Origin of the sequence: Candidatus Phyllobacterium onerii (assembly GCF_028331445.1) — a bacterium.
GTDB lineage: Bacteria > Pseudomonadota > Alphaproteobacteria > Rhizobiales > Rhizobiaceae > Phyllobacterium > Phyllobacterium onerii.
Genome location: NZ_JAQMHX010000005.1, coordinates 395,820 through 422,533 on the forward strand (window position 1 = coordinate 395,820; position 26,714 = coordinate 422,533).

Consider the following 26,714-nt stretch of genomic DNA (forward strand, 5'->3'; position numbering starts at 1 on the left):
CATAGGCAAAGCAAAAGAGGAGAAGAGCAAATGCCAACCAGCTCAGGACATACGAAAGCTATTCGTGCGTCGCGCGTCATTGGTACCAATGTGTACAACAGCAGCGGCGACAAGATTGGTGAAATCGAAGATGTCATGCTCGACAAGACCACGGACGGTATCATGTTCGCAGTCGTCGGTTTTGGTGGCTTCCTTGGAATTGGCGAGAAATATCATGCCGTGCCGTGGAAGCTCCTCGACTTCGATGAAGCGACGGGTGGGTATGTTGTGCCATTCACCAAGGAACAGCTGGAACAAGCCCCAGCTCATGGCATAACCGAACTGACCGAAAATGATGGTCGTCAGGTCCGTGAGAGGTCGTTCACCTATTACAACGATGTAGCAGCTTAACAGGCACAATCTTATGAATTGAGGCCGTCATTGACGGCCTTTTTTCTGTTTTGATCCACAATTCGTCTTTGTGGGGATTTTCCTTGTCATGTTCATTCGCTATTCAGTGGCCAGCCCAAGGCTCAATGCTCATTGAAAGGGAATACTCCATGACTGCTATTGTCGATATTATTGGCCGCGAGATTCTGGACAGCCGCGGGAACCCGACTGTTGAGGTCGATGTCGTTCTCGAAGATGGTTCCATGGGCCGCGCAGCCGTCCCCTCAGGTGCGTCGACCGGCGCGCACGAAGCAGTCGAATTGCGCGACGGTGGTACCCGCTATCTCGGCAAGGGTGTTGAAAAGGCTGTCGACGCGGTCAATGGTGAGTTGTTCGATGCAATTGGCGGCATGGAAGCGGAAAACCAGATCCACATCGATCAGACGATGATCGATCTCGATGGTACGCCGAACAAGAGCCGTCTCGGCGCCAATGCGATTCTTGGCGTATCCCTTGCCGTTGCCAAAGCCGCTGCTGAAGCGTCAGGCCTGCCGCTCTATCGCTATCTCGGCGGTCCGAGCGCCCATGTACTGCCTGTACCTATGATGAACATCATCAACGGCGGCGCTCACGCGGACAATCCGATCGACTTCCAGGAGTTCATGATCTTGCCGGTCGGCGCGTCTACCTTTGCCGAGGCAGTTCGTTATGGCTCGGAAGTGTTCCACACGTTGAAGAAGCGCTTGAAAGATGCGGGCCACAACACCAATGTCGGCGATGAAGGCGGTTTTGCGCCGAACCTGAAGACGGCACAGCACGCCCTCGATTTCATTATGGAGTCCATCGAGAAAGCGGGTTTCAAGCCAGGTGAAGAAATCGCGCTTGGTCTTGATTGCGCCTCGACCGAATTCTTCAAGGACGATAACTACGTCTATGAGGGCGAGAAGAAATCGCGCGATCCAAAGACCCAGGCGAAATACCTCGCCAAGCTTGTTGGCGATTATCCGATCATCACCATCGAAGACGGCATGGCTGAAGACGATTGGGATGGCTGGAAATATCTGACAGAGCTCGTTGGTAACAAGTGCCAGCTTGTTGGCGATGATTTGTTCGTCACCAATTCTGCCCGCCTGCGCGATGGCATCAAGATGGGCGTCGCGAACTCGATCCTCGTAAAGGTCAATCAGATCGGCACACTTTCTGAAACATTCGACGCCGTCGATACAGCACATCGTGCTGCCTACACCGCGGTTATGTCGCATCGCTCGGGAGAAACTGAAGATACGACCATCGCAGATCTCGCCGTTGCAACCAATTGCGGACAGATAAAGACCGGATCGCTCGCCCGTTCAGACCGGGTTGCGAAATACAATCAGCTCATCCGCATTGAGGAAGAGCTCGGACCGCAGGCAAGCTATGCAGGGCGCGGTATCTTCCGCAGCGCCTGATAAACTGTCTATCTACGGCAAAATGGCGGGCGTAATGCCCGCCATTTTCATTTTGTCCTGCGCCCTTGGTAATCGCCTGTTAAGCAAAACATTGTCTTATGGACTGGTGAAAAATCGGGCGATCGAGTCTGATACCTTGAGTTTGCGGGTCTATGGAAATGTGGACAAAACAGCGAAAAAAAACCAAACGGGGGCGGTTGATCGTTCCGTTGCTCTCTACTCTGTTTTTTGCCTATTTTGGTTTTCACGCATATCATGGCGAATATGGACTCTATTCGACTATCAAACTGCAAGAGCAGACCCAGTTGCTGCAGGCGCAACTCGACGCGGTCAAGGCAACGCGTTCCGAGCTTGAACGCCAGGTTCAACTTATGCATGATGGTACGATCGAGAAGGATATGCTAGACGAACAGGCCCGCAAGGGGTTGAATGTATCTCGGCCGGACGAAGTCACTATCATGCGTGGCTCCGGCGATTTATCTATTAACTGAACTCTGGTTAATCGACGTTTTTCCCTGTATTTTGAACATCTTATTTGCATAGCACTTATTCGATTCTGCATATTGTAAGTTCCGCCCCTGCTGCTATTCTCGTGCGACCAATTCACAGGGAGTGAGATATGGCCACGAGGGCGAAAAAAAGCCCTGCGCGTTCTGCGCAGACCTCCGCTATTAAAGCACCAAAACCGATCCAGTTTACCAAGGAACAAGAATTAGAAGCCTACCGGCACATGCTGCTGATCCGCCGCTTTGAAGAAAAGGCCGGTCAGCTCTACGGTATGGGTTTCATCGGTGGTTTCTGCCATCTCTACATCGGTCAGGAAGCTGTCGTCACCGGCATGCAAATGTCGCTGAAGGAAGGTGATCAGGTTATCACCGGCTATCGCGACCATGGCCACATGTTGGCTTGCGGCATGAGTCCGCGCGGTGTCATGGCGGAGTTGACAGGACGGCGCGGCGGCCTTTCCAAGGGGAAGGGCGGTTCAATGCACATGTTCTCCAAGGAGAAGCATTTCTACGGCGGTCACGGCATCGTCGGTGCGCAGGTTTCGCTCGGTACCGGTCTCGCCTTCGCCAACCGCTATCGCGATAACGGCAATGTTTCGCTGGCTTACTTTGGCGATGGTGCTGCCAATCAGGGCCAGGTCTACGAAAGCTTCAACATGGCTTCCCTGTGGAAGCTGCCGGTTATCTATATCATCGAGAACAATCGTTACGCGATGGGCACATCGGTTTCGCGCGCTTCGGCCGAGACCGATTTTTCCAAGCGCGGTATCTCATTCAATATTCCCGGAATTCAAGTCGACGGCATGGACGTGCGTGCGGTCAATGCCGCAGGTGAAGAGGCCGCAGCCTGGGCACGTTCCGGCAAGGGGCCGATGATTCTTGAAATGCAGACTTACCGGTATCGCGGCCATTCCATGTCGGATCCGGCCAAATACCGTTCCAAGGACGAAGTGCAGAAAATGCGCTCCGACCATGATCCCATAGAGCAGGTGAAGCACCGGTTGATCGAAAACGGATGGTCCACTGAGGACGACCTGAAGAAGATCGACAAGGACGTTCGCGATATCGTGGCCGATGCCGCCGATTTCGCCCAGTCCGATCCTGAGCCGGATCCATCCGAGCTTTACACCGACATTCTGCTCTAAGGGAGGCGCTATCATGCCTGTAGAAATTCTGATGCCCGCGCTCTCGCCGACTATGGAAGAGGGCAAACTGTCGAAATGGCTGAAAAAAGAAGGCGACAAGGTCACTTCCGGTGATGTGCTCGCTGAGATCGAGACCGACAAGGCGACGATGGAAGTCGAGGCTGTCGATGAAGGAACCCTGGGCAAGATCCTCGTTCCGGAAGGCACCGACAACGTAAAAGTCAATGCGGTGATTGCCGTTTTGCTTGGTGAAGGCGAAAGTGCCGATGCCGTAAGCGCGCCCAAGGCGGCGAATGCTGAAGCGCCTGCGGAAGAAGCGCCGAAACAGGAAGGAGAGGCGGAAAAGCCTGCTGCGTCCGTTCCTGCAGCGCCAAAGGCCGAAGTGGCTGCTGACCCGGATATTCCCGAGGGTACCGAGATGGTTTCCACCACTGTCCGCGAAGCGCTGCGCGACGCGATGGCGGAAGAAATGCGTCGCGACCCCAACGTCTTCGTTATGGGTGAGGAAGTTGCTGAATATCAGGGTGCCTACAAGATCACGCAGGGCTTGCTCGACGAGTTCGGCCCGCGCCGCGTTGTAGATACGCCAATCACAGAACACGGCTTTGCCGGTGTTGGTGTAGGTGCCGCGATGACGGGTCTGCGTCCGATCGTCGAGTTCATGACTTTCAACTTCGCCATGCAGGCAATTGACCAGATCATCAATTCCGCGGCCAAGACACTTTATATGTCTGGCGGCCAGATGGGCGCACCAATGGTGTTCCGTGGTCCAAGCGGCGCTGCCGCCCGTGTCGCTGCCCAGCACTCGCAATGTTACGCCGCCTGGTACAGCCATATTCCGGGTCTGAAGGTCGTGATGCCTTATTCGGCTGCCGATGCGAAGGGCCTGCTCAAGGCCGCCATCCGCGATCCAAATCCGGTGATCTTCCTCGAAAATGAAATACTGTACGGTCACTCGTTCGATGTGCCGAAGCTCGACGATTTTGTTCTCCCGATCGGCAAGGCCCGTATTCACAAGAAGGGCAAGGACGTAACGCTCGTCTCCTTCGGCATCGGCATGAATTACACGGTAAAGGCGGAAGCCGAGCTTGCGAAGATGGGTATCGACGCGGAAATCATCGATTTGCGGACGATCCGGCCGATGGACATTCCAACAGTCATTGAATCGGTGAAGAAGACGGGACGTTGCGTCACGATTGAAGAGGGTTACCCGCAGTCTTCGGTTGGCACGGAAATCGCAACCCGCGTCATGCAGCAGGCCTTCGATTATCTCGATGCACCTATCCTGACAATCGCCGGCAAGGATGTGCCGATGCCTTATGCGGCAAACCTTGAAAAGCTGGCTTTGCCCAATGTTCAGGAAATCATCGACGCCGTCAAAGCTGTGACCTACACCGCCTAAGGGGAGGAACTCGATATGCCGATAAATATCACCATGCCGGCGCTTTCTCCTACGATGGAAGAAGGCAATCTTGCCAAATGGCTGGTCAAGGAAGGCGATAAGGTCACGTCCGGTGATGTCATCGCCGAAATCGAGACCGACAAGGCGACGATGGAAGTGGAAGCGGTTGACGAAGGAACTGTGGCCAAGATAGTTGTTCCTGCCGGTACTGAAGGCGTCAAGGTTAACGCGCTGATCGCCATTCTGGCGGGCGAGGGCGAGGACGTCGCGGCAGCTGCCAAAGGCGGCGGCGACGCAGCGGCGCCAGCCAAAGCGGAAGCACCGAAAAAAGACGAGAAGGCTGCAGCTGCACCTGAAGCCGCGAAGGCTGAAGCACCGCAGGTGGCCGCTGCACCGGCGCCGGCGGCAGCTTCCGCACCTGCGAAGACTGGCGATCGTCCATTTTCGTCGCCGCTTGCACGGCGGATTGCCAAGGATGCAGGTATCGATCTTACCGCTGTGACAGGTTCGGGCCCGCATGGCCGCGTGATCAAGAAGGACGTCGAGGCGGCGATTTCCGGTGGTAGCGCCAAGGCTCCTGCTGCGGGAGCCGCCCCATCCCCCGCAGCGCCGGCGGCACCGAAGCCGATGTCTGACGATGCAGTGCTCAAGTTGTTCGAGCAAGGCTCTTACGAGCTCGTACCGCATGACGGCATGCGCAAAACCATCGCCAAGCGTCTGCTCGAAGCCAAGTCGACTGTTCCGCATTTCTATCTGACGGTGGATTGTGAGCTCGATGCGCTTTTGGCTCTTCGCGCGCAGATCAACGCCGCTTCACCAATGCGCAAAACGGAAAAGGGCGATGTTCCAGTCTACAAGCTCTCCGTCAACGACATGATCATCAAGGCGATGGCGTTGGCGCTGCGCGATGTTCCTGAGGCGAATGTCTCCTGGACGGAAGCTAACATGGTCAAGCACAAGCATTCGGATGTTGGCGTCGCTGTCTCCATTCCCGGAGGCCTGATCACGCCGATCATTCGCAAGGCTGAAGAAAAGACGCTTTCCGCCATTTCAAATGAGATGAAGGACCTTGCCAAGCGCGCTCGCGACCGCAAGCTCAAGCCCGAGGAATATCAGGGCGGAACGACAGCCGTCTCTAACCTTGGCATGTTTGGCGTCAAGGACTTTGCGGCCATCATCAACCCACCGCACGCAACCATTCTTGCCATCGGCGCCGGCGAGGAGCGGGCGGTAGTCAAGAAGGGCGAGATCAAAGTTGCAACCGTTATGTCCGTAACGCTTTCGACCGATCACCGTGCTGTTGACGGCGCCTTGGGTGCAGAACTTGCTCAGGCCTTCAAGCGCCACATTGAAAACCCGATGGGCATGCTGGTTTGAGGGGTACCATGAAAACGGTCCTTTGCTATGGCGACTCGCTGACCTGGGGATACGTTCCCGATGGATCGGGTCGCCATGCGCTCAAGGATCGCTGGCCGGAGGTCCTTCAAACTGAACTCGGGAACAGAGTTCACGTCGTTACCGATGGTTTGAATGGCCGCACGACGGCTTTTGACGACCATTTGTCCGGTTTCGAGCGCAACGGCGCCAAGACGCTGACCACAGTACTCGGCGCGCATTTTCCGCTCGATCTCGTGATTATCATGCTCGGTAGCAATGACATGAAGAATTTCATTTGCGGCAACGCACAAGGCACCAAACGCGGCATGCAACGTTTGATCGAGATCGTTCGCACGGCGCCGTATCAAATGAACGCAAAGCCGCCGAAAATCTTGATCATGTCGCCTCCGGCCCTAACGGCGATTGACGAACTGGACTTCCAACGGACTTTCGAACAGGGCATCGAACAGTCACGCCTGCTCGCTGTCTTTTACAAGAATGCCGCTGAACTTGCCGATTGTGCGTTTTTCGATGCAGGCTCGGTCGCCAGAACATCGCCATTAGATGGCGTACATCTTGATGCAGAGAATACACGGGCAATCGGTAAAGCCATTGTACCCATCGTTCGAGATATACTCGAGCTTTAAGCAGGAGGACCAAGGTCTTGGCCAATAATTACGACGTGATCATCATTGGTTCGGGCCCGGGCGGCTACGTTACCGCCATTCGCTCCGCACAGCTCGGTTTCAAGACCGCAATCGTCGAGCGTGAACATCTTGGCGGCATCTGCCTGAACTGGGGTTGTATCCCGACCAAGGCCCTTTTGCGTTCGGCAGAGATTTTTCATTATGGCCAGCATGCCAAGGATTACGGCTTGACCATCGAGGGAAAGATTTCCGCCGATGTCAAAGCTGTCGTTCAGCGGTCACGCGGTGTTTCGGGTCGACTCAATGCCGGCGTGGGATTCCTGATGAAGAAGAACAAGGTTGATGTGATCTGGGGAGAGGCCAAGCTTTCAAAGCCAGGCGAGATCGTTGTCTCGAAGACCTCGAAAAAGCCGATGGAGCCACAGCCGCCACTCCCAAAGAATACGTTGGGAGAAGGTACTTACTCGGCTAATCATATTATTCTCGCCACTGGCGCTCGCCCGCGCGCACTGCCGGGCATTGAGCCAGACGGAAAGCTGATCTGGACCTATTTTGAAGCAATGGTGCCGCCGGAGATGCCGAAATCACTCGTGGTCATGGGATCTGGTGCGATCGGGATCGAATTCGCGTCGTTCTACCGCTCCATGGGCGCAGAGGTGACTGTCGTGGAACTCCTGTCAAACGTTATGCCTGTAGAGGATGCCGAAATCTCCGGGATCGCTCGCAAGCAGTTCGAAAAGCAGGGTATGAAGATCATTACCGACGCCAAGGTGACGAAGGTCGATAAAGCCGCGAATTCAATTACCGCGCATGTCGAGACCAAGGACGGCAAAATAGAGAAGATCACTGCGGACCGACTGATTTCGGCGGTTGGTGTTCAGGGAAATATCGAAAATCTCGGGCTCGAGGCTTTGGGCGTAAAGACCGATCGTGGTTGCATCGTCATCGACGGTTATGGCAAGACCAACGTGCCCGGCGTTTATGCTATTGGCGACGTTGCCGGCCCACCGATGCTGGCGCACAAGGCGGAGCATGAAGGTGTGATCTGTATCGAGAAGATTGCAAACTTCCCCGGCGTTCATCCTATTGAAAAGGACAAGATTCCTGGCTGTACCTATTGCCAGCCACAGGTTGCGTCCGTTGGCCTCACTGAAGCGAAGGCCAAGGAAAATGGCCGCGAGGTTCGCGTTGGGCGTTTCCCGTTTGCGGCAAACGGGAAGGCGATTGCGCTTGGCGAAGATCAGGGTCTGGTGAAGACGATCTTCGATAAGAAGACAGGCCAGCTGATCGGCGCTCACATGGTCGGTGCGGAAGTCACAGAACTTATCCAGGGCTTCGTCGTCGCCATGAACCTCGAAACGACCGAAGAGGAATTAATGCACACTGTCTTCCCGCACCCGACTTTGTCGGAAATGATGAAGGAAAGCGTGCTGGATGCCTATGGCCGTGTGTTAAACGCGTAAGCAACGAAGGGAATTTGGCTTTTGGTCACCATCAAGGATAGCAGACCCTGGATCAACCTTTCATGGGCGATCCTCAAATGGTCGACCTTGATCGGCCTTGGGCTCGGGTTTGTGCCGTCCGCCTTGAGTCTGGTTTCAGGCAACACCATATCCATCAATGGAACGGCAATCGGCGGTTGGCTTGGTGTCTGGATTGTTACCTTTGCTTGCGGGTTGGGTGGTTTTCTTTTCGGTGCTATATGGGCTTTGGTGTTGCGCGCCATTGCCATTGCATCAGGGCGCTAAAGCAATTGCAGCAAAAGTGTGAAGCGGTTTTGCGTCCGCGATTGCGGCAAACAAGGGTGGGGAGAGAAGCATATGGATCAGCCAGTTGGTATCATGGGCATGCCCGGTGTCGGTTTCTTTGGAATGCTGCTTATCGGCTTCCTCGCCGGCTATATCGCGGAAAAGGCAACGAACCGTAATCATGGACTTTTGACCAATATCCTTGTCGGTATTGCCGGTTCTTTCGTTGGCGGCACGCTGGCAGGTCTGCTGGATTTCAATTTCTACGGCTTTTTTGGAAACCTGATCGTTGCGACACTTGGCGCAATTCTCATCCTGTGGGTCTTCGGCAAAGCCAGACCCGCAAGCTAGGACTTTTATAATGGTAACGGTACTCGACACGATCGATCAAAAGCGGCGCCTGCGTCACCCGGAAAAGGCGCACCGCCCGGATTCGGAGATTCTGAAGAAACCAGACTGGATCAGAGTCAAGGCGCCCGTGTCGAAAGGCTATTCGGAAACGCGTGATATTGTGCGCTCGCACAATCTCGTCACGGTGTGCGAAGAGGCAGGCTGCCCCAATATCGGCGAGTGCTGGGACAAGAAACACGCAACATTCATGATCATGGGCGAAATTTGCACACGTGCCTGTGCGTTCTGCAACGTCGCGACTGGTCTGCCAACCGCGCTTGATCCAAACGAGCCCGAGAATGTGGGTAAGGCCGTCTTGAAGATGGGCTTGCAGCATGTGGTTATCACCTCGGTCGATCGTGACGATCTTGCCGATGGTGGCGCTCAGCATTTTGCCGATGTGATCCATGCCATCCGCCGTATTTCGCCCGGCACGACCATCGAGATTCTAACACCGGATTTCCTGCGCAAGGAAGGCGCTTTGGAAATTGTCGTGGCAGCCCGTCCTGATGTCTTCAACCACAACCTTGAGACCGTTCCGTCCAATTATCTCAAAGTTCGTCCGGGCGCGCGGTACTTCCACTCGATCCGCCTGTTGCAGCGGGTGAAGGAACTCGATCCGACGATCTTTACAAAATCCGGCATCATGGTGGGTCTTGGCGAAGAGCGTAACGAAGTGCTGCAGCTGATGGATGATCTGCGCTCGGCGGATGTGGATTTTATGACGATCGGCCAGTATCTGCAGCCAACGCGCAAGCATCACGCCGTGCTGAACTATGTAACGCCGGACGAATTCAAATCCTATGCAACGATTGCCAAAACCAAGGGCTTCCTGGTGGTTGCGTCGAGCCCATTGACACGTTCATCGCATCATGCCGGTGAAGATTTTGCCAGGCTGAAGGCTGCACGCGAGGCGCTGCACGCAAACCGCGCGTGACCGATGCCGAAATTTGAAACGACCCGCCATGTGAAGCATCGCGCCGAACAGATGTTTGATCTGGTCGCCGATATTGAGACTTATCCGCAGTTTCTGCCGATGTGCGAGAGTCTGAAAGTGCGTTCACGCAAGGAAAGTCATGGAAAGACGTTACTGATTGCCGACATGACTGTCGGCTATAAGCTGATCCGTGAGACCTTCACCAGCCAGGTTCTTTTGAAGCCCGAAGAGAAAGTCATCATCACCAAATACATAGATGGGCCATTCCGCTATCTCGATAATCGCTGGCAATTCGTCCCGGATGAAAATCCGGAACATTCAGCGGTGAAATTCTATATCGATTATGAATTCAAGAGCCGCACGCTCGGTTTTCTCATGGGGTCGATGTTCGACATAGCCTTCAGGAAATTCACCGAAGCTTTTGAAAAAAGGGCGGACTCAATCTACGGCAAGTGATCCGCTACGCTGCCCAGCCCGCACCGCAGGAACGAAACCGCAAGCTATCCGTTACGTTAATCGCAAGGAGGTTGTGATGTTAACGACCAAACTGATCGGTGCGCTATTCGTCGTTTGCGGGCTTTTATATATGGCCGGAATTGCGGTTTATCGCGGTGAGATGAGTGAATCCCATTCGCGCAACAGTGATTCTGCTGGTCTTGAACCGCGCCATCGTGGTCTGCGTTTTCTTGGTTTGAAAGCGAATTGGCCCGGCCTTGTGGTTGCTGCAATAGGCGCGCTGATGCTGTTATTACCATCTGCTGCGTAACCGATAGTCCTACCGTAGCGCCCGCAAAAGCATATCAAGCGCAGCATTGACGGCCGCATCGCGGATTGATGCGCGACCGTGATCAACAAACAGATGGCGCGCGGTGATGGGCTGTTTTCCCTTCAGCGCCAATCCAAACCAGACAAGTCCTATGGGCTTGGCGTCGGAGCCGCCACCGGGACCTGCAATCCCCGTAACGGAGATGGCGATCCCGGCATTTGAATGGCCAAGGGCTCCCGAGGCCATAGCCAAAGCGACTTCCTCAGATACCGCGCCGTGTTTGGCGAGCAATTCGGCCGGGACGCCAATCATCTCGTGCTTGGCTTCGTTGGAATAGGTGACGAACCCGCGATCCACGACATCGGAGGAGCCACCGATATCTGTCAGCGACGCTGCGATCAAACCACCGGTACAGGATTCAGCTGTGGCCAGCAGAATGCCGTGGCGACGGCAGCCTTCAAGGACCGCAATTGCCTTGGCTTCTGCGATTAGCCCGCTCATTCCGGCAGCCCTCCCGGGTAGATCACAGATGCCGTCGCAATGGCTGCAATGCCTTCCTTGCGGCCGATAAAGCCGAGCTTCTCGTTGGTCGTAGCCTTGATAGAAATGCGATCCGCGGAAATTCCCAGCATTTTCGACAATGCTGCGGTCATCGCCGCACGGTGCGGGCCTACTTTCGGCGCCTCGCAGATCAGTGTGACATCGGCGTTGGCAATCCGGCCGCCGGCCTCCTTGACGATTTTTACCGCATGCTCCACGAAGATATGCGAGGCGGCGCCCTTCCACTGCGGATCGGACGGCGGAAAATGTGTGCCGATGTCGCCTGCGCCGCGTGTTGCGAGCAGAGCATCAGTTAAAGCGTGCAGGGCTACGTCGGCGTCCGAATGCCCGGACAGTTTTTGATCATGTTCGATGAATACGCCGGCAAGCATCACGCCATTGCCCGGCTCGAAAGCATGCACGTCATAGCCGTTTCCAGTGCGCACGTCCGGAAATGCGGAATACTTCTGCGACAGGCGATCATCGGCCATTTCGATATCCTTTGCCCAGGTCAATTTCGTGTTGTCGACTGATCCTTCAACGATCCGCACCGGCAGGCCATGCCATTCGGCGATGGCCGAATCGTCGGTGAAGTCGGATCGGCCGGCTGCAAATGCTGCGTTATGCGCATTGAGGATCGGCAAATAGGGAAAAGCTTGCGGAGTCTGCGCTGCATAGAGGCCTGCGCGCGGTACCGTTGCGCTGACCATCGCGTCCGGTCCGGCAGCTTTCAACGTATCCGACACGGCAAGGACCGGCAGGACCCCAATATGCGGGGTAAGATTGAAAATGACCCGCTCCAGTAGATCTGTCGAGATAAAGGGGCGAACACCGTCGTGAATCAACACGTGATCCGGTGTTTGCTCCTTGAGAGCCAGAAGCCCGAGACGTGTCGATTCCTGGCGGGTCGGCCCCCCTGTTACCGCAGTAACTCTTGCGGCATGATCTCCAAGAGCCAAGGCGAACAGCGCATTGTCTTCCTTGTGGATTACCACAACGACGTGGTCGATCAACGGGCAATCGAGAAATGCGCGCATCGTGTGCGCCAGAACGGCCTCTCCGCCAATCTTGCGGTATTGCTTTGGTCCTTCAACGCTTTGACCTGCGCGTTCACCGCGTCCGGCCGCTACAATGACCGCAGCTACCCGCATTTCCTTATTGTCAGACTGCCCCGGCACGCTTCTCTCCGTTCGATGCAGACTGCGTTACCCTTTGCCAAACGGAAAGACCAGAACTTTAGCAACGCCCGGGTCGAAATCCGGCCATTCACGGTGCGCAATGCCTTGCGAAGAGGCAACGATCTGTCTAAAGGATAGGCTATTACGAAATTGCATACGAAACAGGCAGAATCGCGTGATCGAATTGGATCAACCACTGGATATCGGCGGGGTACATTTGCGGAACCGCGTGTTTCTGGCGCCAATGTCTGGCGTCTCTGACCTGCCGTTTCGCCAGTTGGCGTGGCAGGCCGGAGCCGGCATGGTCGTCTCGGAAATGGTTGCAAGTGCAGAGCTTTGCACGCGCGAACGCGGCAACCTATTGCGCCTCAGGGGTGATGGATTGGGCACGCACGTTGTGCAGATCGCAGGCCGTGAAACGCGATGGATGGCTGAAGCAGCGCGGATCGCCGAAGGCGAGGGCGCTCATATCGTCGATATCAATATGGGTTGCCCCGCCAAAAAGGTAACAGGTGGCTTGTCGGGCTCGGCACTCATGCGCGATCTCGATCACGCTTTGACACTGATCGATGCAACGATCGGGGCTGTGCGGGTTCCAGTTACGTTGAAAATGCGGCTTGGCTGGGATGACGCCAGCATCAATGCGCCGGAGCTGGCTGCGCGTGCAGAGCAGGCCGGTGTCAAGATGATCACCGTGCACGGCCGCACACGCTGCCAGTTCTATGAAGGCAGAGCCGACTGGTACGCTATTCGTGCCGTCAAGGACGCCATTTCGATCCCTCTCGTGGCCAATGGCGACGTCCAGAACCGCGCCGATGCAAAGGCAATTCTCGAGGCCTCCGGAGCTGATGCTGTTATGGTAGGGCGCGGATCTTACGGCCAACCTTGGCTGCCAGGGACAATCGTTCACGGAAGCGGACCAGATGCCAGCCACATGATCGCCGATTATGCAGTCGCTCATTACGAAGCGATGCTCTCGCATTACGGCGAGGCCACGGGTATTCGCCATGCGCGCAAACATCTTGGCTGGTATCTCGACAAACACGGATTCGACGTAGGACCCCTTGTCCGCGCATCGATCATGACCGAAACCAATCCCCAACAGGTTGCACGACGTCTCCACGCTGCGCTCACAAATACAGAAGAAATGAGGAAGGTGGCCTGATGACGGCATCGGATAAATCTATGCTGGGCGACCGGTTGGCGGGCATCGTTCTGAATTCGATCCGGCACCCGGTGATCATGCTCGATGATGCAGGTTATATTTCCTATGCCAACGCCGATGCTGAAGCGTTCTTCCGCTCAAGCGCCAACATTTTGAGCCGCAACACGCTCGATATGCTCCTGCCGTTCGGCAGCCCACTGCTGGCGCTGGTCAAGCAAGTGCGCGACAGCCCATCACCCGTTAATGAGTACCGCGTCGATGTCTCGTCGCCACGGCTCGGCCAAGACCGGATTGTCGATCTCTATGTCACTCCTGTCAGTGAATCGCCGGGTTCGATCGTCATCCTTTTCAAGGAACGCTCGATGGCGGAAAAACTCGATCGGCAGATGACGCATCGCGGCGCCGCGCGTTCCGTTACCGGCCTTGCATCCATGCTGGCGCATGAAATCAAGAACCCGCTCTCGGGCATCCGGGGGGCTGCGCAATTGCTTGAGACCGGCCTTTCCGACGATGACCGGGCGCTGACACGGTTGATCACCGACGAGACCGACCGGATCGTGTCACTCGTCGATCGCATGGAAGTTTTTTCCGACGAACGCCCGATAGAGCGGGAAGCGGTGAATATTCACGTGGTGCTGGATCACGTCAAAGCCATCGCCAAGAATGGTTTTGCCAGCCATATCAAGTTTCACGAGGACTATGATCCGTCGTTGCCTTACGTGTTCGCAAATCGCGATCAGCTCGTTCAAGTGTTCCTCAATCTCGTTAAAAATGCAGCTGAATCCATTGGCTCCAACGAGCCAGGTGAAATCACGCTCTCAACCGCGTTCCGTCCAGGTATCCGCCTGTCTGTTCCAGGTATGCGTACTCGGGTATCGCTGCCACTCGAATTTTGTGTTTCGGACACGGGTGCAGGTGTGACGCCCGATATCATGCCGCATCTCTTCGACCCATTCATAACCACGAAGCCCAATGGTTCCGGACTTGGCCTTGCCCTGGTCGCCAAGATTGTCGGTGACCATGGCGGTGTTATCGAATGCGATTCCGTGCCGCGCAAGACGACATTCAGAATTCTCATGCCTGCGTGGCAGAGCGGTCCGCTCGATGACGACCATGCAGACGACAGTCCATATACGAAGAAAGCAGGGTCCTGATTATGAGTTTGGGCAGTATTCTCGTCGCAGATGACGACGCAGCAATCAGAACGGTCCTCAATCAGGCGCTCTCCCGTGCAGGCTATGACGTCCGCATAACGTCGAATGCGGCTACCTTGTGGCGCTGGATATCGGCGGGTGATGGCGATCTTGTAATCACCGATGTGGTGATGCCCGATGAAAACGCTTTCGATCTTCTGCCACGCATCAAAAAATCGCGGCCTGATCTGCCCGTCATCGTCATGAGTGCGCAAAACACCTTCATGACCGCCATTCGAGCCTCTGAGGCGGGAGCCTACGAATATTTGCCCAAACCGTTCGATCTGACGGAACTGGTCAGCATCGTTGGTCGGGCACTTTCGGAACCGAAGAAAAAGCCGGAGAAGTGGGCTGCCGACGAGCAACCCGATACAATGCCGCTGGTCGGCCGCTCGCCGGCGATGCAGGATATTTATCGGGTATTGGCGCGCATGATGCAGACCGACCTGACGGTGATGATTTCCGGTGAGTCCGGAACTGGCAAGGAGCTGGTGGCGAAGGCTCTGCATGAATATGGCCGCCGGCGCAAAGGTCCGTTTGTCGCTATCAATATGGCAGCGATTCCGCGTGACCTTATCGAGTCGGAATTGTTCGGCCATGAGCGCGGGGCTTTCACTGGCGCGCAGAACCGGTCGAGCGGACGCTTTGAACAGGCGGACGGCGGCACATTATTCCTCGACGAAATCGGCGATATGCCGATGGAAGCACAAACGCGGCTTTTGCGTGTTTTGCAGCAGGGCGAATACATGACCGTCGGCGGGCGCACACCGATCAAGACCGACGTGCGCATTGTTGCTGCCACCAATAAGGATCTGCGCACCCTGATCAATCAAGGCCTTTTCCGCGAAGATTTGTACTATCGTCTCAATGTCGTGCCACTGCGTCTGCCACCCTTGCGCGAACGCGGCGAAGATATTCCGGATCTCGTACGGCACTTTTTCAAGATGGCGGCGAAAGACGGTCTGCCTGAAAAACGTATCATGGCCGATGGCCTCGATCTTATGCGACGTTACCCTTGGGCAGGTAACGTGCGCGAACTGGAAAACCTTGTCCGCCGTCTTGCCGCTCTCTACCCCCAGGAAGAGATTAATGCGGACGTCATTGAGGCAGAACTCAAGGCCGATCTGCGGCCGACCGAGCCATCTTCGAATTCGATGGCTGACCAGGATGTCACTATCGGCCAGGCGGTCGAACTGAACATGCAGCGCTACTTCCTTTCCTATGGGGACGACCTGCCACCCGTCGGTCTTTATCAACGCGTGTTGGAGGAGATGGAATATCCACTCATCCTTTCTTGCCTGACGGCTACACATGGGAATCAGATCAAGGCCGCCGAATTGCTGGGACTCAATCGCAATACATTGCGCAAGAAAATCCGCGAACTGGGCGTCAACATCTATAAGAGCACCAAGAGCGAACGCTGAATAGGCAGTCTCTACTCTTTAAGAAATCGTTAAGTATTAGTAAATTATTCACCAGTTCTAACAATATCAACGGAAGATAAAATTGTAACTACTGCAACAGAGCCTTTTTAAGGTGGGTATGTGCAGAGTAATCACCAGAAATCTCGTGAATTAAACGCAATCGGTTAGCGCCCAATTGCCATTGGATCATACGGAGGTGCATGGTGTTCAGTTTTGCAGAACGATTGATGTTGTTCAATCAGTACGAAATCTTGAAGAAACTTGATCCTCAAAAATCGAGCCTCTACACGCGGCATCAGGAAGTCGTGGAGAAGGGTTTCGAGAGTCTTTATGAAGATCTCGGAATTTCAACGAGGACACTGAGCAAGGAAGAAGCTCAGGAAATGGACGATATCCTTGCGCTGTTTCGCGCAATAAAGGCTTCGAGCGGGGGTGCGGCCAGCAACATGCCGGGCAAGACGGAGTTTGTTGGCTTTGGCTCCGGCCAGCCTGACGAGCGTTTCGCTTATGCCGACTTCCTCAGCAACATCCTGAAGTTCCCGCAGGAAGTCTCGAACAGCCCTGACAACCGGCCGGAATTGCAGCTCGAGAAATATCGCACCATGCTGAAGCGCTGGGACGAAATTGGCAGAAAGCGTGAGCTTTCCCCTGACCAGATCGAACATCTGGTCGCTTGATCTACACAGATATAAATGAAGTGGCCGGCAATGCCGGCCACAATCATTCAGGCTTGACGCTCAACCCAATGAGCCGATGTAGTCGAGTTTCCCGACAGGCACGCCGTTGTGGCGCAGAATGTTTTGAGCTGTCGTGACATGAAAATAGAAGTTCGGCAGGACGAATTTCAAAATGTAGTCTTCGCCACTCAACGTTACCCCCAACTTGCCGAATTTCAGCGTAACTTCCTTATCCGCAGTGCCATCAAGCGCTGAAGGATCGACGCTCTCCAAAAATGCAATTGTCTTGGCGATGCGTTCGCGCAGTTCGGCAAAATCAGCTTCCTCATCGGGGAATTTCGGAACTTCGACTGACGTCAGGCGGGCGATTACGCCCTTCGATGTATCACTGGCCCGCTGGATTTGGCCGGCGAACGGCAGCATATCGGGCGCCAGACGTGCGTTGACGAGAATGGCCGGAGCAATTTTCTTCTCTTCTGCGAATGCCTCGGCCTTGTCGATCAGTGATGAAAGAACGGAGAAACCACGGACAAATGCCGGAACGGAAATCTTGTGCATGGATAGGGACATAGGCGTGCTCCTTTGAAGCATTTCAGAACTAGCAGAATCGATGATCGAGATGAATTGATTATCGTGTTGTGACATCGGTAGTGCCAAGCGCAAATACGTCGCAGGCTCTCTTTTTCAAGGCCACCCGGTCGCTAAATCTTGCGAAGCTTGGGTTCAAAAATTGTGGCGGGACTATCATCGGCATGAACTATACGGTTCCGCCCCTGGTTCTTCGCCGCATAGAGGCACTTGTCAGCAGCAACCAACGCCTCCTCCAGACCCTGTCCAGGTCGGTGGATTGATATCCCAACGCTTACCGTGACGTCGAGATCGTTTATCCGGAGATATTTTGAGATATCCCGAACACCCGTGAGAATCCGATGCGAGATCCAATCGGCCTTTCCAAGGTCCGCACCGGTCAGAAAAATGGCGAACTCTTCGCCGCCGAACCGCGCGGCGAAATCCCACTCGCCGATGGTGGACCGGATGAGAATTCCAATTTCCTGGAGCACCCCATCGCCAACGGCGTGGCCGTACCGGTCATTGATCGACTTGAAATGATCAGCATCGATATAGAGGACCGCGCCGGCACTTTGTTCCCGATCGCACAAGGCAATCTGTTTCTGCGCCTGCATGTAGAATTCGTTACGGTTCGAGAGGCCGGTGAGATCATCTTTGCGTAGGGCGAGGTCGAGCCTTAAGGCGGTTTGCTTCAGACGATAATTGAGCCCGACGAGAAAAGCGCCGAGCGGGACGCTCACGATAATAACAATAATTGTCGTGACGGTGAGCGCCACATCGAGACGATCCAGTCTTACGACCAGGAAGAAAAGAACCGTTAGCAAATCCGAGGCGGCAATCGCCATGCCGACCATGATCGCGACCTGTTTTAAAGGTGGCAAGTCGCCGAATTTTGTCATCCATAAATCGTAGGTCGTCATTGCCGTCCGCCGAGTGTGTTCTTATTCCATATATCGACAGGACCATAAGGAAAGCTCTTTACGAAGAGTGTAATTTTAACTGTTGTTATTTTTTATCGGATGTTCAACTGAGGCAAACTATTTCAGCCACATGTTTTATAAACACGCCTGTGGCTCAAATTATCGCTTAAGCGTTAAAAACTATTTCCTATCAAACAAAGCCCATGACCCGATGCGGAATATAGGGCGCTTCCAGTGCAGAAATTTCGTCACCAGATAATTTTATTTGAAGAGATGCAACAGCATCACCTAGATGTGATGCTTTTGTGGCGCCAACTATAGGCGAAGTAACCTTAGTCAAAACCCAGGCAAGTGCTATTTGCGCGCGGGGAAGTTTCCGTTGCTCCGCTATTTTTGCGACTGCACTTACAACCTTCTTGTCAGCATCTTCAGTACCGGCATAAAGCGTTTTGCCGAATTCATCGGTTTCAGAACGGGCGCTCGTTTCGTCCCAGTCACGTGTGAGCCGGCCGCGGGCGAGGGGGCTCCATGGAATGACAGCAATGCCCTCAGCCTTGCACAGCGGTAACATCTCCCGCTCTTCCTCCCGATAGAGCAGGTTCACGTAGTCTTGCATGGAAACAAAGCGTGTCCATCCTTTCTGGCTGGAGGTCGCAAGCATTTGAGCGAACTGCCAGGCATACATGGAAGATGCCCCGATATACCTCGCCTTGCCGGATTTCACGACTTCATGAAGAGCTTCCAATGTCTCTTCGATAGGCGTTTCGTAGTCAAAGCGATGGATCTGGTAGAGGTCGACATAGTCTGTACCGAGGCGCCGCAGGCTCGCATCGATTTCCGCGAAGATGGCTTTGCGGGAAAGGCCTGCGCCATTCGGCCCTTGGCGCATCCTGCTGTTCACTTTTGTGGCGATGACAACTTCTTCGCGCGTACTGAAATCGGTGAGCGCACGGCCAACAATCTCCTCGCTGGAGCCGTCTGAATAAACGTTTGCCGTATCGAAAAAATTGATACCAAGTTCCAGCGCTTGTTTGATGAATGGCCGGCTTTTTTCTTCTGAAAGCGTCCAAGCATGGTTGCCGCGATCGGGCTCGCCGTAACTCATGCACCCGAGACATATACGTGAGACTTCCAGGCCGGTGTTTCCGAAACGTACATATTCCATCTCAGTTCTCCATTATCTAGAAAGTCTAAGCACAAACATTAGAGCCTGTTGCTGGCGGCTCTTGCAAGGCGGCAAATGGATGATGTCTCCACAGTCGTAAGCCGTTTTGTCAATTTTGAAATGCCGATATGAACCTGTAACAACAAATTGACGCGAGGTTGTCCCGCTACGGATCCTGTAATTGTGGGTGAGTGTCGAATATTCCGTGTTGTACGGAGACAAAACGTTGCATTTCCGCCACAATGTGTTGCATGAGTGCCACGTGTTGGGAATCACGACAGCAATGCTTTTATCGAATTCGGTCAATCTATCTGGAAATTCGGCAGCTGGCGCGACAAGCGGCGGCATACAGAAGTTTTATTCAAGGGCCGGAATTGCCACGGTTGTTCTCGCGCTCCTCACGACGGGCGTCACTTTTCTGATCCTGACCGGAATGACGCCGATCCACCCGGACAGCCAGACCACGTTGCTGCTTACAAGTATCAATGCGGCTCTCATCGCGGCGCTCATGATGCTTATTGGACGCGAAGCCTACCGCATTGCGCGAGCCAGAACACGCGGGAAAGCCGCATCTCGCCTACACGTGCGTTTAATCGTGCTGTTTTCGCTCGTCGCCGCCGTGCCGGCAATGATCGTCGCTATTGTCGCGTCCATTACACTCGATCTTGGACTTGATCGCTGGTTCGAGATGCGAAGTACGACCATCGTGAATTCGTCGATCAGCCTTGCCAATTCCTACATTCAGGAAAGTGCCCGCAATTTGCAGGGCACAACGCTGGAAATGGTCAATGACCTTGATGGCCAGCGCACGCTTTATAATCTTGATCGCAGTGGCTTTACCCGTTTGCTCACGCAACAGGCGCTGGGGCGGGGGCTTCTTGGCGCGTCACTTGTCAGGTCAAATGGTGAAACCGCTGTACGCGCCGACATCAAGACCGACATCGCCATACCTGCAGTAGCAAGGTCGGTATTGGAGACCGCATCGGACGGCAAACCCGTGCTTATTCCGCCGGAACAAACCAATCTTCTCAGTGCAGTCATCATGATGCGTGAAATACCGGGTCTGTTTCTCTATACCGTCAGGCCCGTCGATGCGGACATTCTCAGTTCGAGCCGACTGATGGAGAAACGAACCGCCGACGAACAAGCATCCGCCGGCGACGGGGTCACCACCCAGATCCTTTTTGCGCTGCTCTATTTCGGCCTGACCCTGACGTTGCTCCTATCGGCGATCTGGACTGGCATCGCTGTTGCAGACAGGCTCGTGCGCCCCATCCGGCTTTTGATTGGTGCTGCTGATGACGTGGCCACGGGCAATCTCGATGTCTCGGTTCCCGTGCATCGCAACGACGGGGACATCGGTTCTCTGTCGCAGACGTTCAATACAATGGTTCGGCAGTTGGGGACGCAGCGCAGTGATCTCGTTGCCGCCAAAGATCAGATCGATGAGCGGCGACGGTTCTCCGAAGCGGTCCTTTCGGGTGTGACTGCTGGCGTTATCAGTGTGAATGGTGATGGTGTCATAGGCATTGTCAACCGGTCTGCTGAAACGATGCTATCGCTCGACCCGGCAACCGCGATTGGCAAGAACCTGACAGCGCTCGTTCCGGAGATCGGACTGGTTTTCGAAGTCGCGCATGCAACGGGCCGCTCCGTTTATCGCGAGCAGGTGACCATGTCGCGTCGCGGCAGCGCGCGGACCTTCAACGTCCAGATTACCGTAGAAGATGCTGAATCGGTTGATCATTCCTACGTTGTGACCGTGGATGACATCACCGATCTGGTCGAGGCGCAGCGTTCGTCTGCATGGGCTGACGTTGCAAGGCGCATCGCTCACGAGATCAAGAATCCACTGACGCCGATCCAACTTTCTGCCGAACGTCTGCGCCGCCGCTATAGTAAGGTGATTACCGAAGATCGGGAAGTTTTCGACCAATGTACCGAAACGATCATTCGGCAGGTCGGTGATATAGGTCGCATGGTCGATGAATTTTCTTCCTTCGCGCGTATGCCGAAGCCGGAGATCAAAACGATGGATTTGCGCGAGGCTCTGCGCGAGGCATCCTTCCTCGTGGAGGTCAGCCGCAGCGATATCCGTTTCGAGCGCGACTTTGGCAATACCCCGCTCATCGGCCAATTCGACAGTCGTTTGATGGGGCAGGCTTTCGGAAATGTCATCAAGAACGCTGCTGAATCCGTTGAATCCATTGCGAAAGAGACTCATGCGAACGGACACATTCTTGTCAGATCCAGACAGGATGATGCGGCGATCGTCGTAGAGATACTTGATAATGGTAAAGGCCTGCCGCGCGAACATCGCCAGCGGCTGCTCGAGCCCTACATGACGACACGCGAAAAGGGTACCGGACTTGGTCTTGCTATCGTCAAAAAGATTGTCGAGGACCACGCTGGACATCTCGAATTGCATGACGCGCCGGAAGATTTTTACGGGGGCCGGGGCGCCATGATCCGCATGACTTTTCCAACCACACAGACCGTTACAACGGTCGAAGCAGAGACCGATAAATCGGCAAAACAGGTGAATTAATATGGCATCTGACATTCTTGTGGTCGACGATGAGGTCGACATCCGTGAACTTGTGGCTGGCATTCTCAGTGACGAAGGCTATGAGGCCCGCGTTGCGTCCGACGCGGATAGCGCGCTCGCTTCGATAGACGACCGCATACCTCGGTTGATTTTCCTCGACATCTGGATGCAGGGCAGCCGCCTGGATGGCTTGGCGCTACTGGACGAGATCAAGCTGCGGCATCCGGAGATTCCGGTTGTTATGATTTCTGGCCACGGCAATATCGAAACAGCCGTTTCGGCCATTCGCCGCGGTGCCTATGATTTTATCGAGAAGCCTTTCAAGGCTGACCGTTTGATCCTGATTGCCGAGCGGGCATTGGAGACATCGAAGCTGCGCCGCGAGGTCTCCGACCTGCGCAAGCGCTCGAGCGAAAGCTTTGAACTTCTCGGTAGTTCGCTCTCCATGAACCATCTTCGCCAGACCATTGAACGGGTTGCGCCAACCAACAGCCGCATCATGATCACAGGCCCTTCCGGTGCAGGCAAGGAACTGACCGCGCGTGCCATTCATGCCCTTTCGACACGTTCCAAAGGACCCTTCGTCAATCTGAACGCGGCAACGATCACACCGGAACGAATGGAAGTCGAATTATTTGGCACCGAATCCGATGGTGGTGAGCGCAAGGTGGGCGCCCTGGAAGAAGCGCATGGCGGCATTCTCTATCTGAATGAGATAGCTGACATGCCGCGGGAGACCCAAAACAAGATCCTGCGCGTTTTGGTGGACCAGCAGTTCGAGCGGGTGGGAGGCACCAAGCGGATCAAGGTCGATGTTCGTATTCTTTCTTCGACCGCACAGAACCTCGAGGCAATGATTGCCGAGGGACGTTTCCGTGAAGATCTGTTTCATCGGCTCGCGGTCGTTCCAGTTATCGTCCCGCCATTGGCTGACCGGCGTGACGATATCCCTGCACTTGTCGAGTTCTTTATGGGGCAGATCGCCGATCAGGCCGGTATCAAGCCGCGAAAGATTGGCCCCGATGCAATGGCCGTGCTGCAGTCCCATTCATGGCCGGGCAACATTCGCCAGCTGCGCAACAATATCGAGCGCCTGATCATTCTTGCCCGGGGCGACGATCCTGAATCGGTGATTACCGCTGATCTGCTGCCCGCCGAGATTGGTGATACACTGCCAAAACCACCTACGGAATCGGACCAGCACATCATGGCGCTGCCGTTGCGCGAAGCACGCGAGCGGTTTGAAAAAGAATATCTGATCGCCCAGATCAATCGCTTTGGTGGAAACATCTCACGCACGGCCGAATTCGTTGGTATGGAACGGTCAGCACTGCACCGCAAGCTCAAGTCCCTCGGTGTCTGATCAAAGCATCCAGTTGTGGCGGCCCTTCGACGTCGGGCACATCCTTGCTCCCGATTTGCTTGAACGCCTTATGCTATGTCGTGGAACATCACCAGAAAGAGAAGCAACCCCATGAAATTGCAACTCCTCCGCAACGCAACGCTGAAACTTGACTACGCCGGTACGACCATCCTGATTGATCCGGATTTCGGGTCGAAGCACAGCCGTCCGTCCTTCACCGGCCGCTCACCCAATCCAATGGTCGAACTTCCGGTATCGACGGATGAAATCCTTGCCGGAGTGGAACTCGTCATTGTTTCGCATCTGCATGCGGATCATTTCGACAAGATCGCGCAGGAGCTGGTTCCCAAACATTTGCCTCTCGTTTGCCAACCAGGCGACGAGGAAAAGATCCGGTCATTCGGCTTCACCGACGTGACGCCACTGACTGAGAGATTGACATATGAGGGTATTCGTTTAATTCGCCGCGACGGCAATCACGGCTCTGGTCCTGTGCTCGAAAAGATGGGAAACGTCATTGGCCTCACGATCGAGGCAGACGGCGAACCATCGATCTATTGGGCTGGCGATACGATCCTCTATCCGCCCGTGCGCGAAACAATCGCTACATCTGCCCCAGACATCATCATCACCCATTCCTGCGGTGCCGAATGGGACGATCTGCTGATTGTCATGGATGCCGAACAGACTATCGAGATCTGCCGTATTGCTCCAGAAGATACGAGAATCATTGCGACGCATATGGAAGCGTTGGATCACGCGACCGTTTCCCGCGATGATCTGCAGGACTATGCGAACGCCCACGACATCGCTAAGCATAAGCTGCTTATTCCCAGCGATGGAGAGGTTCTCCACCTCTCCGCCCCAAACGCATGAGATCAACAATGCCAAAAACCTTTGCTTTTGTCGGTAACCTGAATCGCAATGCCTTGCCCGGTAAGGGAAAGGGAATCAGCGTCTTTCAATTCGATGGTGAGACGGGAGATATGACGCTTGCTAGCGAATATCTGGCGATCGACAATCCAGGATATCTGGCGATTGATGAAAAGCGCAAGCGGCTCTACGCCGCTGCGGAAGTTCCGGCGTGGAACGAGAATCTCGCAGCAGCCTTCGATATCGATCCGTCGACCGGTGCGCTGTCCTATATCAATATGCAATCGACGTTGGGTAACACTACCTGCCATCTCGGTTTCGACCAGACCGGCGAAATGATCTTTGCGTCGAACTACACAGTCGCTGAATTGGGCGCGCGGCCAGGTAATGCGATTACTGCCTTTGCGCTACGAGCAGACGGCGGGTTGGAGCCTGCCTTTGCCGCTGCGATCCACGAAGGCCAAAACGCAATCTTGCCGACCGAGAAGCGCCAGCACGGCCATTGTGCGGTTGCAAGCCCCGACAATCATACTGTCTTTGTCTGCGACCTCGGGCTCGACCGGATCATGGCCTATATGTTGCCAAAGAAGGGCGAAAGCCTGTCACTTGCCGCAACACCATTTACGCAGATGCCCGAAGGGGCGGGCCCGCGTCATATGATATTTCACCCAGATGGCAAAATTGCCTATGTCATCAACGAGTTGAATAGCACTGTTTCAGTTTTGGATTACAATCCGGAAAACGCTGCGCTCACGATGATCCAGACATTGCCGGCACTGCCGGAGGGCTTCACGGGAACCAATACCTGCGCGGAAATCGCCGCGAGCCCCGATGGCCGGTTCCTCTACGGATCCAACCGTGGTCACAACAGCATTGTCAGCTATGCTATCGCCGCTTCGGGTGAAGTTGCATTGATCGGTTGGACACCATCGCAAGGCATTGGCCCGCGCAATTTCGCAATTGACCCGTCCGGCAAGTTCATGCTGGTCGCCAATCAGAAGGGCGGCGGCATCGCCATTTTCAGACGCGATATTCATACCGGTGCGCTTGAGGATACCGGTAAACGCGTTGCGCTGGAGACGCCCATGCGCATCGTATTCGGTACATTCCACTAAAAAGGAGCCGCGATGTCGCGCATTGCCTATGTAAACGGTCAATATGTCCAGCATTCCGAAGCTGGTATCCACATCGAGGACCGCGGCTATCAGTTCGCCGATGGTGTCTATGAAGTCTGCGAGATAGCACGCGGTAATATCATGGATATGACCCGCCACCTCGACAGGTTGAATCGTTCGCTTTCTGAATTGAAGATTTCCTGGCCAATGGCTCGCAAGGCACTCCAGGTCATTATCAAGGAGGTCGTCCGACGGAACCGGGTTAACGACGGTCTTGTCTACTTGCAGGTCACGCGCGGCGTTGCCAGGCGCGATCACGTGTTTCCCTCGCTGGATACGCCGCCAGCTATTGTTGTCACTGCCAAGCGTACCAGCCCTACCGCATCGGCCGCTCGGGCAGCCAAAGGCATCAAGGTGATAACTACGCCAGAAAACCGCTGGGAGCGTGTCGACATCAAGTCCATCGGTTTGTTGCCAAATGTGCTGGCTCGCCAGCAGGCGAAGGACCAAGGCGCCCAGGAAGCATGGTTCATCGATGAGGATGGTATCGTGAAGGAAGGCGCTGCGACGAATGCCTGGATCGTCACCAAGGATGGTGTTCTGGTCACGCGTCCGGCCGAAAGCGGAATTTTGCGCGGTATCACTCGCACCACCATTTTCGACGTGGCAAAAAAGTTGGGGCTCAAGATCGAAGAGAGGGGCTTCTCGGTCGATGAAGCAAAGAAGGCCAAGGAAGTTTTCATGACCGCTGCGTCAACAGTTGTCATGCCAATCGTTGCGATTGACGGCGAATCGGTAGCAAATGGCCATCCTGGAACAACTACACTTTCCTTGCGGGAAGCGTTTTTTGACATTGCGGAAAAAACGCCATCCTGTTAACCGGAGAGTGAGGGGACTAACAGAGCGCTATTTTTCACCTCCTGCTGGAGCAAAGAAAGTTTGCTTCCGCCGCAGAATTTTGTATGAGACACGTTTGCTGATCGCATAAAAGGACAAAAACAATGGCTGAACGATCGCAGAATCTTCAGGACCTTTTTCTGAATTCAGTCAGAAAACAGAAGATTTCTCTGACAATATTCCTCATTAATGGTGTAAAACTGACTGGAATTGTTACATCTTTCGACAACTTCTGCGTTCTTTTGCGCCGCGACGGCCATTCACAGCTCGTCTATAAACATGCTATATCGACCATCATGCCGAGCCAGCCCGTGCAGATGTTCGAAGTTGAAGAGAGCGACTGATACCACA

Annotated in this window: 28 protein-coding genes; 23 read left to right on the forward strand and 5 right to left on the reverse strand. The window is 54.7% G+C overall.

The window, feature by feature from the left end; all coding sequences use genetic code 11:
• Nucleotides 1-30: 30 nt before the first annotated feature.
• From PHA01_RS14500 to PHA01_RS14560, 13 genes are all read left to right on the forward strand, one after another.
• Complete coding sequence (locus PHA01_RS14500; protein ID WP_271896575.1) at nucleotides 31-390, forward strand: PRC-barrel domain-containing protein; 360 nt, start codon at nucleotides 31-33, stop codon at nucleotides 388-390.
• A 149-nt stretch (nucleotides 391-539) separates the two neighbouring features.
• Nucleotides 540-1,817: a phosphopyruvate hydratase gene (eno, locus tag PHA01_RS14505; RefSeq protein WP_271896577.1), complete on the forward strand. Its 1,278-nt coding sequence runs from the start codon at nucleotides 540-542 to the stop codon at nucleotides 1,815-1,817.
• 158 nt (nucleotides 1,818-1,975) lie between these two features.
• Nucleotides 1,976-2,308, forward strand: coding sequence for an FtsB family cell division protein (locus PHA01_RS14510; RefSeq protein WP_271896579.1), 333 nt, complete (start codon nucleotides 1,976-1,978; stop codon nucleotides 2,306-2,308).
• A gap of 128 nt (nucleotides 2,309-2,436) precedes the next feature.
• Entirely contained in the window at nucleotides 2,437-3,468 is a 1,032-nt protein-coding gene (gene pdhA, locus PHA01_RS14515) for a pyruvate dehydrogenase (acetyl-transferring) E1 component subunit alpha (protein WP_224506686.1), read from the forward strand.
• A gap of 13 nt (nucleotides 3,469-3,481) precedes the next feature.
• The gene (locus tag PHA01_RS14520) at nucleotides 3,482-4,870 is read left to right on the forward strand and encodes a pyruvate dehydrogenase complex E1 component subunit beta (protein WP_271896582.1); all 1,389 of its coding nucleotides are present in this window, start codon (nucleotides 3,482-3,484) and stop codon (nucleotides 4,868-4,870) included.
• Between the two features lie 15 nt (nucleotides 4,871-4,885).
• Nucleotides 4,886-6,247 (forward strand): pyruvate dehydrogenase complex dihydrolipoamide acetyltransferase, encoded by a 1,362-nt coding sequence (locus PHA01_RS14525; protein ID WP_271896584.1) that lies wholly within the window; start codon nucleotides 4,886-4,888, stop codon nucleotides 6,245-6,247.
• An 8-nt stretch (nucleotides 6,248-6,255) separates the two neighbouring features.
• Nucleotides 6,256-6,894: an SGNH/GDSL hydrolase family protein gene (locus tag PHA01_RS14530; RefSeq protein WP_271896586.1), complete on the forward strand. Its 639-nt coding sequence runs from the start codon at nucleotides 6,256-6,258 to the stop codon at nucleotides 6,892-6,894.
• Between the two features lie 17 nt (nucleotides 6,895-6,911).
• Nucleotides 6,912-8,357, forward strand: coding sequence for a dihydrolipoyl dehydrogenase (lpdA, locus tag PHA01_RS14535; protein WP_271896587.1), 1,446 nt, complete (start codon nucleotides 6,912-6,914; stop codon nucleotides 8,355-8,357).
• Nucleotides 8,358-8,378: 21 nt separating this feature from the next.
• Nucleotides 8,379-8,642 carry a hypothetical protein gene (locus tag PHA01_RS14540; protein ID WP_376772172.1) on the forward strand — a complete coding sequence of 88 codons (264 nt, stop codon included), beginning with the start codon at nucleotides 8,379-8,381 and terminating at the stop codon, nucleotides 8,640-8,642.
• Nucleotides 8,643-8,714: 72 nt separating this feature from the next.
• Nucleotides 8,715-8,993: a GlsB/YeaQ/YmgE family stress response membrane protein gene (locus PHA01_RS14545; protein ID WP_271896589.1), complete on the forward strand. Its 279-nt coding sequence runs from the start codon at nucleotides 8,715-8,717 to the stop codon at nucleotides 8,991-8,993.
• A 10-nt stretch (nucleotides 8,994-9,003) separates the two neighbouring features.
• Entirely contained in the window at nucleotides 9,004-9,969 is a 966-nt protein-coding gene (gene lipA, locus PHA01_RS14550) for a lipoyl synthase (protein WP_112529217.1), read from the forward strand.
• 3 nt (nucleotides 9,970-9,972) lie between these two features.
• Nucleotides 9,973-10,425 carry a type II toxin-antitoxin system RatA family toxin gene (locus PHA01_RS14555; protein WP_112529215.1) on the forward strand — a complete coding sequence of 151 codons (453 nt, stop codon included), beginning with the start codon at nucleotides 9,973-9,975 and terminating at the stop codon, nucleotides 10,423-10,425.
• Between the two features lie 76 nt (nucleotides 10,426-10,501).
• The gene (locus PHA01_RS14560) at nucleotides 10,502-10,735 is read left to right on the forward strand and encodes a hypothetical protein (protein WP_271896592.1); all 234 of its coding nucleotides are present in this window, start codon (nucleotides 10,502-10,504) and stop codon (nucleotides 10,733-10,735) included.
• Nucleotides 10,736-10,744: 9 nt separating this feature from the next.
• Here PHA01_RS14560 and PHA01_RS14565 read toward each other — a convergent pair whose 3' ends face one another.
• Together PHA01_RS14565 and PHA01_RS14570 are read right to left on the reverse strand one after the other, a co-directional pair.
• Nucleotides 10,745-11,236 carry a CinA family protein gene (locus PHA01_RS14565; RefSeq protein ID WP_271896594.1) on the reverse strand — a complete coding sequence of 164 codons (492 nt, stop codon included), beginning with the start codon at nucleotides 11,234-11,236 and terminating at the stop codon, nucleotides 10,745-10,747.
• Nucleotides 11,233-12,426, reverse strand: a complete 1,194-nt coding sequence (locus tag PHA01_RS14570) for a bifunctional 2-C-methyl-D-erythritol 4-phosphate cytidylyltransferase/2-C-methyl-D-erythritol 2,4-cyclodiphosphate synthase (RefSeq protein ID WP_271896686.1) — start codon at nucleotides 12,424-12,426, stop codon at nucleotides 11,233-11,235. Before PHA01_RS14570 ends, PHA01_RS14565 begins: the two co-directional genes overlap by 4 nt.
• 202 nt (nucleotides 12,427-12,628) lie before the next feature.
• Between PHA01_RS14570 and dusB the strand changes: the two genes are divergently transcribed.
• The 4 genes from dusB to PHA01_RS14590 all read left to right on the forward strand — a co-directional run bounded on the left by dusB (nucleotide 12,629) and on the right by PHA01_RS14590 (nucleotide 16,912).
• Nucleotides 12,629-13,618, forward strand: coding sequence for a tRNA dihydrouridine synthase DusB (gene dusB, locus PHA01_RS14575; RefSeq protein WP_271896596.1), 990 nt, complete (start codon nucleotides 12,629-12,631; stop codon nucleotides 13,616-13,618).
• Nucleotides 13,618-14,772, forward strand: coding sequence for a two-component system sensor histidine kinase NtrB (locus tag PHA01_RS14580; RefSeq protein ID WP_271896598.1), 1,155 nt, complete (start codon nucleotides 13,618-13,620; stop codon nucleotides 14,770-14,772). The genes dusB and PHA01_RS14580 overlap by 1 nt, the downstream gene beginning before the upstream one ends.
• Nucleotides 14,773-14,774: 2 nt before the next feature.
• Nucleotides 14,775-16,235, forward strand: coding sequence for a nitrogen regulation protein NR(I) (ntrC, locus tag PHA01_RS14585; protein WP_224506676.1), 1,461 nt, complete (start codon nucleotides 14,775-14,777; stop codon nucleotides 16,233-16,235).
• A gap of 200 nt (nucleotides 16,236-16,435) precedes the next feature.
• The gene (locus PHA01_RS14590; protein ID WP_271896601.1) at nucleotides 16,436-16,912 is read left to right on the forward strand and encodes a YfbU family protein; all 477 of its coding nucleotides are present in this window, start codon (nucleotides 16,436-16,438) and stop codon (nucleotides 16,910-16,912) included.
• A 60-nt stretch (nucleotides 16,913-16,972) separates the two neighbouring features.
• Here the strand turns inward: PHA01_RS14590 and PHA01_RS14595 are convergent, their stop codons facing one another.
• The 3 genes from PHA01_RS14595 to PHA01_RS14605 all read right to left on the reverse strand — a co-directional run bounded on the left by PHA01_RS14595 (nucleotide 16,973) and on the right by PHA01_RS14605 (nucleotide 19,567).
• Complete coding sequence (locus PHA01_RS14595) at nucleotides 16,973-17,482, reverse strand: DUF1993 domain-containing protein (RefSeq protein WP_271896603.1); 510 nt, start codon at nucleotides 17,480-17,482, stop codon at nucleotides 16,973-16,975.
• Nucleotides 17,483-17,613: 131 nt separating this feature from the next.
• Nucleotides 17,614-18,402: a GGDEF domain-containing protein gene (locus tag PHA01_RS14600; RefSeq protein WP_271896605.1), complete on the reverse strand. Its 789-nt coding sequence runs from the start codon at nucleotides 18,400-18,402 to the stop codon at nucleotides 17,614-17,616.
• 190 nt (nucleotides 18,403-18,592) lie between these two features.
• Nucleotides 18,593-19,567: an aldo/keto reductase gene (locus PHA01_RS14605; protein ID WP_271896607.1), complete on the reverse strand. Its 975-nt coding sequence runs from the start codon at nucleotides 19,565-19,567 to the stop codon at nucleotides 18,593-18,595.
• 283 nt (nucleotides 19,568-19,850) lie between these two features.
• Between PHA01_RS14605 and PHA01_RS14610 the strand changes: the two genes are divergently transcribed.
• The 6 genes from PHA01_RS14610 (at nucleotide 19,851) to hfq (ending at nucleotide 26,707) form a co-directional block, all read left to right on the forward strand.
• Complete coding sequence (locus tag PHA01_RS14610; RefSeq protein ID WP_271896609.1) at nucleotides 19,851-22,115, forward strand: sensor histidine kinase NtrY-like; 2,265 nt, start codon at nucleotides 19,851-19,853, stop codon at nucleotides 22,113-22,115.
• Nucleotide 22,116: 1 nt separating this feature from the next.
• Nucleotides 22,117-23,478 carry a nitrogen assimilation response regulator NtrX gene (gene ntrX / locus PHA01_RS14615; protein WP_271896611.1) on the forward strand — a complete coding sequence of 454 codons (1,362 nt, stop codon included), beginning with the start codon at nucleotides 22,117-22,119 and terminating at the stop codon, nucleotides 23,476-23,478.
• A gap of 111 nt (nucleotides 23,479-23,589) precedes the next feature.
• On the forward strand, nucleotides 23,590-24,354 hold the full coding sequence (locus PHA01_RS14620) for an MBL fold metallo-hydrolase (RefSeq protein ID WP_271896613.1): 765 nt from the start codon (nucleotides 23,590-23,592) through the stop codon (nucleotides 24,352-24,354).
• An 8-nt stretch (nucleotides 24,355-24,362) separates the two neighbouring features.
• Nucleotides 24,363-25,466 carry a lactonase family protein gene (locus tag PHA01_RS14625; RefSeq protein WP_271896615.1) on the forward strand — a complete coding sequence of 368 codons (1,104 nt, stop codon included), beginning with the start codon at nucleotides 24,363-24,365 and terminating at the stop codon, nucleotides 25,464-25,466.
• 12 nt (nucleotides 25,467-25,478) lie between these two features.
• Entirely contained in the window at nucleotides 25,479-26,345 is an 867-nt protein-coding gene (locus PHA01_RS14630) for a D-amino-acid transaminase (protein WP_271896617.1), read from the forward strand.
• A 122-nt stretch (nucleotides 26,346-26,467) separates the two neighbouring features.
• Nucleotides 26,468-26,707, forward strand: coding sequence for an RNA chaperone Hfq (gene hfq / locus PHA01_RS14635; RefSeq protein ID WP_008129219.1), 240 nt, complete (start codon nucleotides 26,468-26,470; stop codon nucleotides 26,705-26,707).
• The last annotated feature ends 7 nt before the right edge of the window (nucleotides 26,708-26,714 follow it).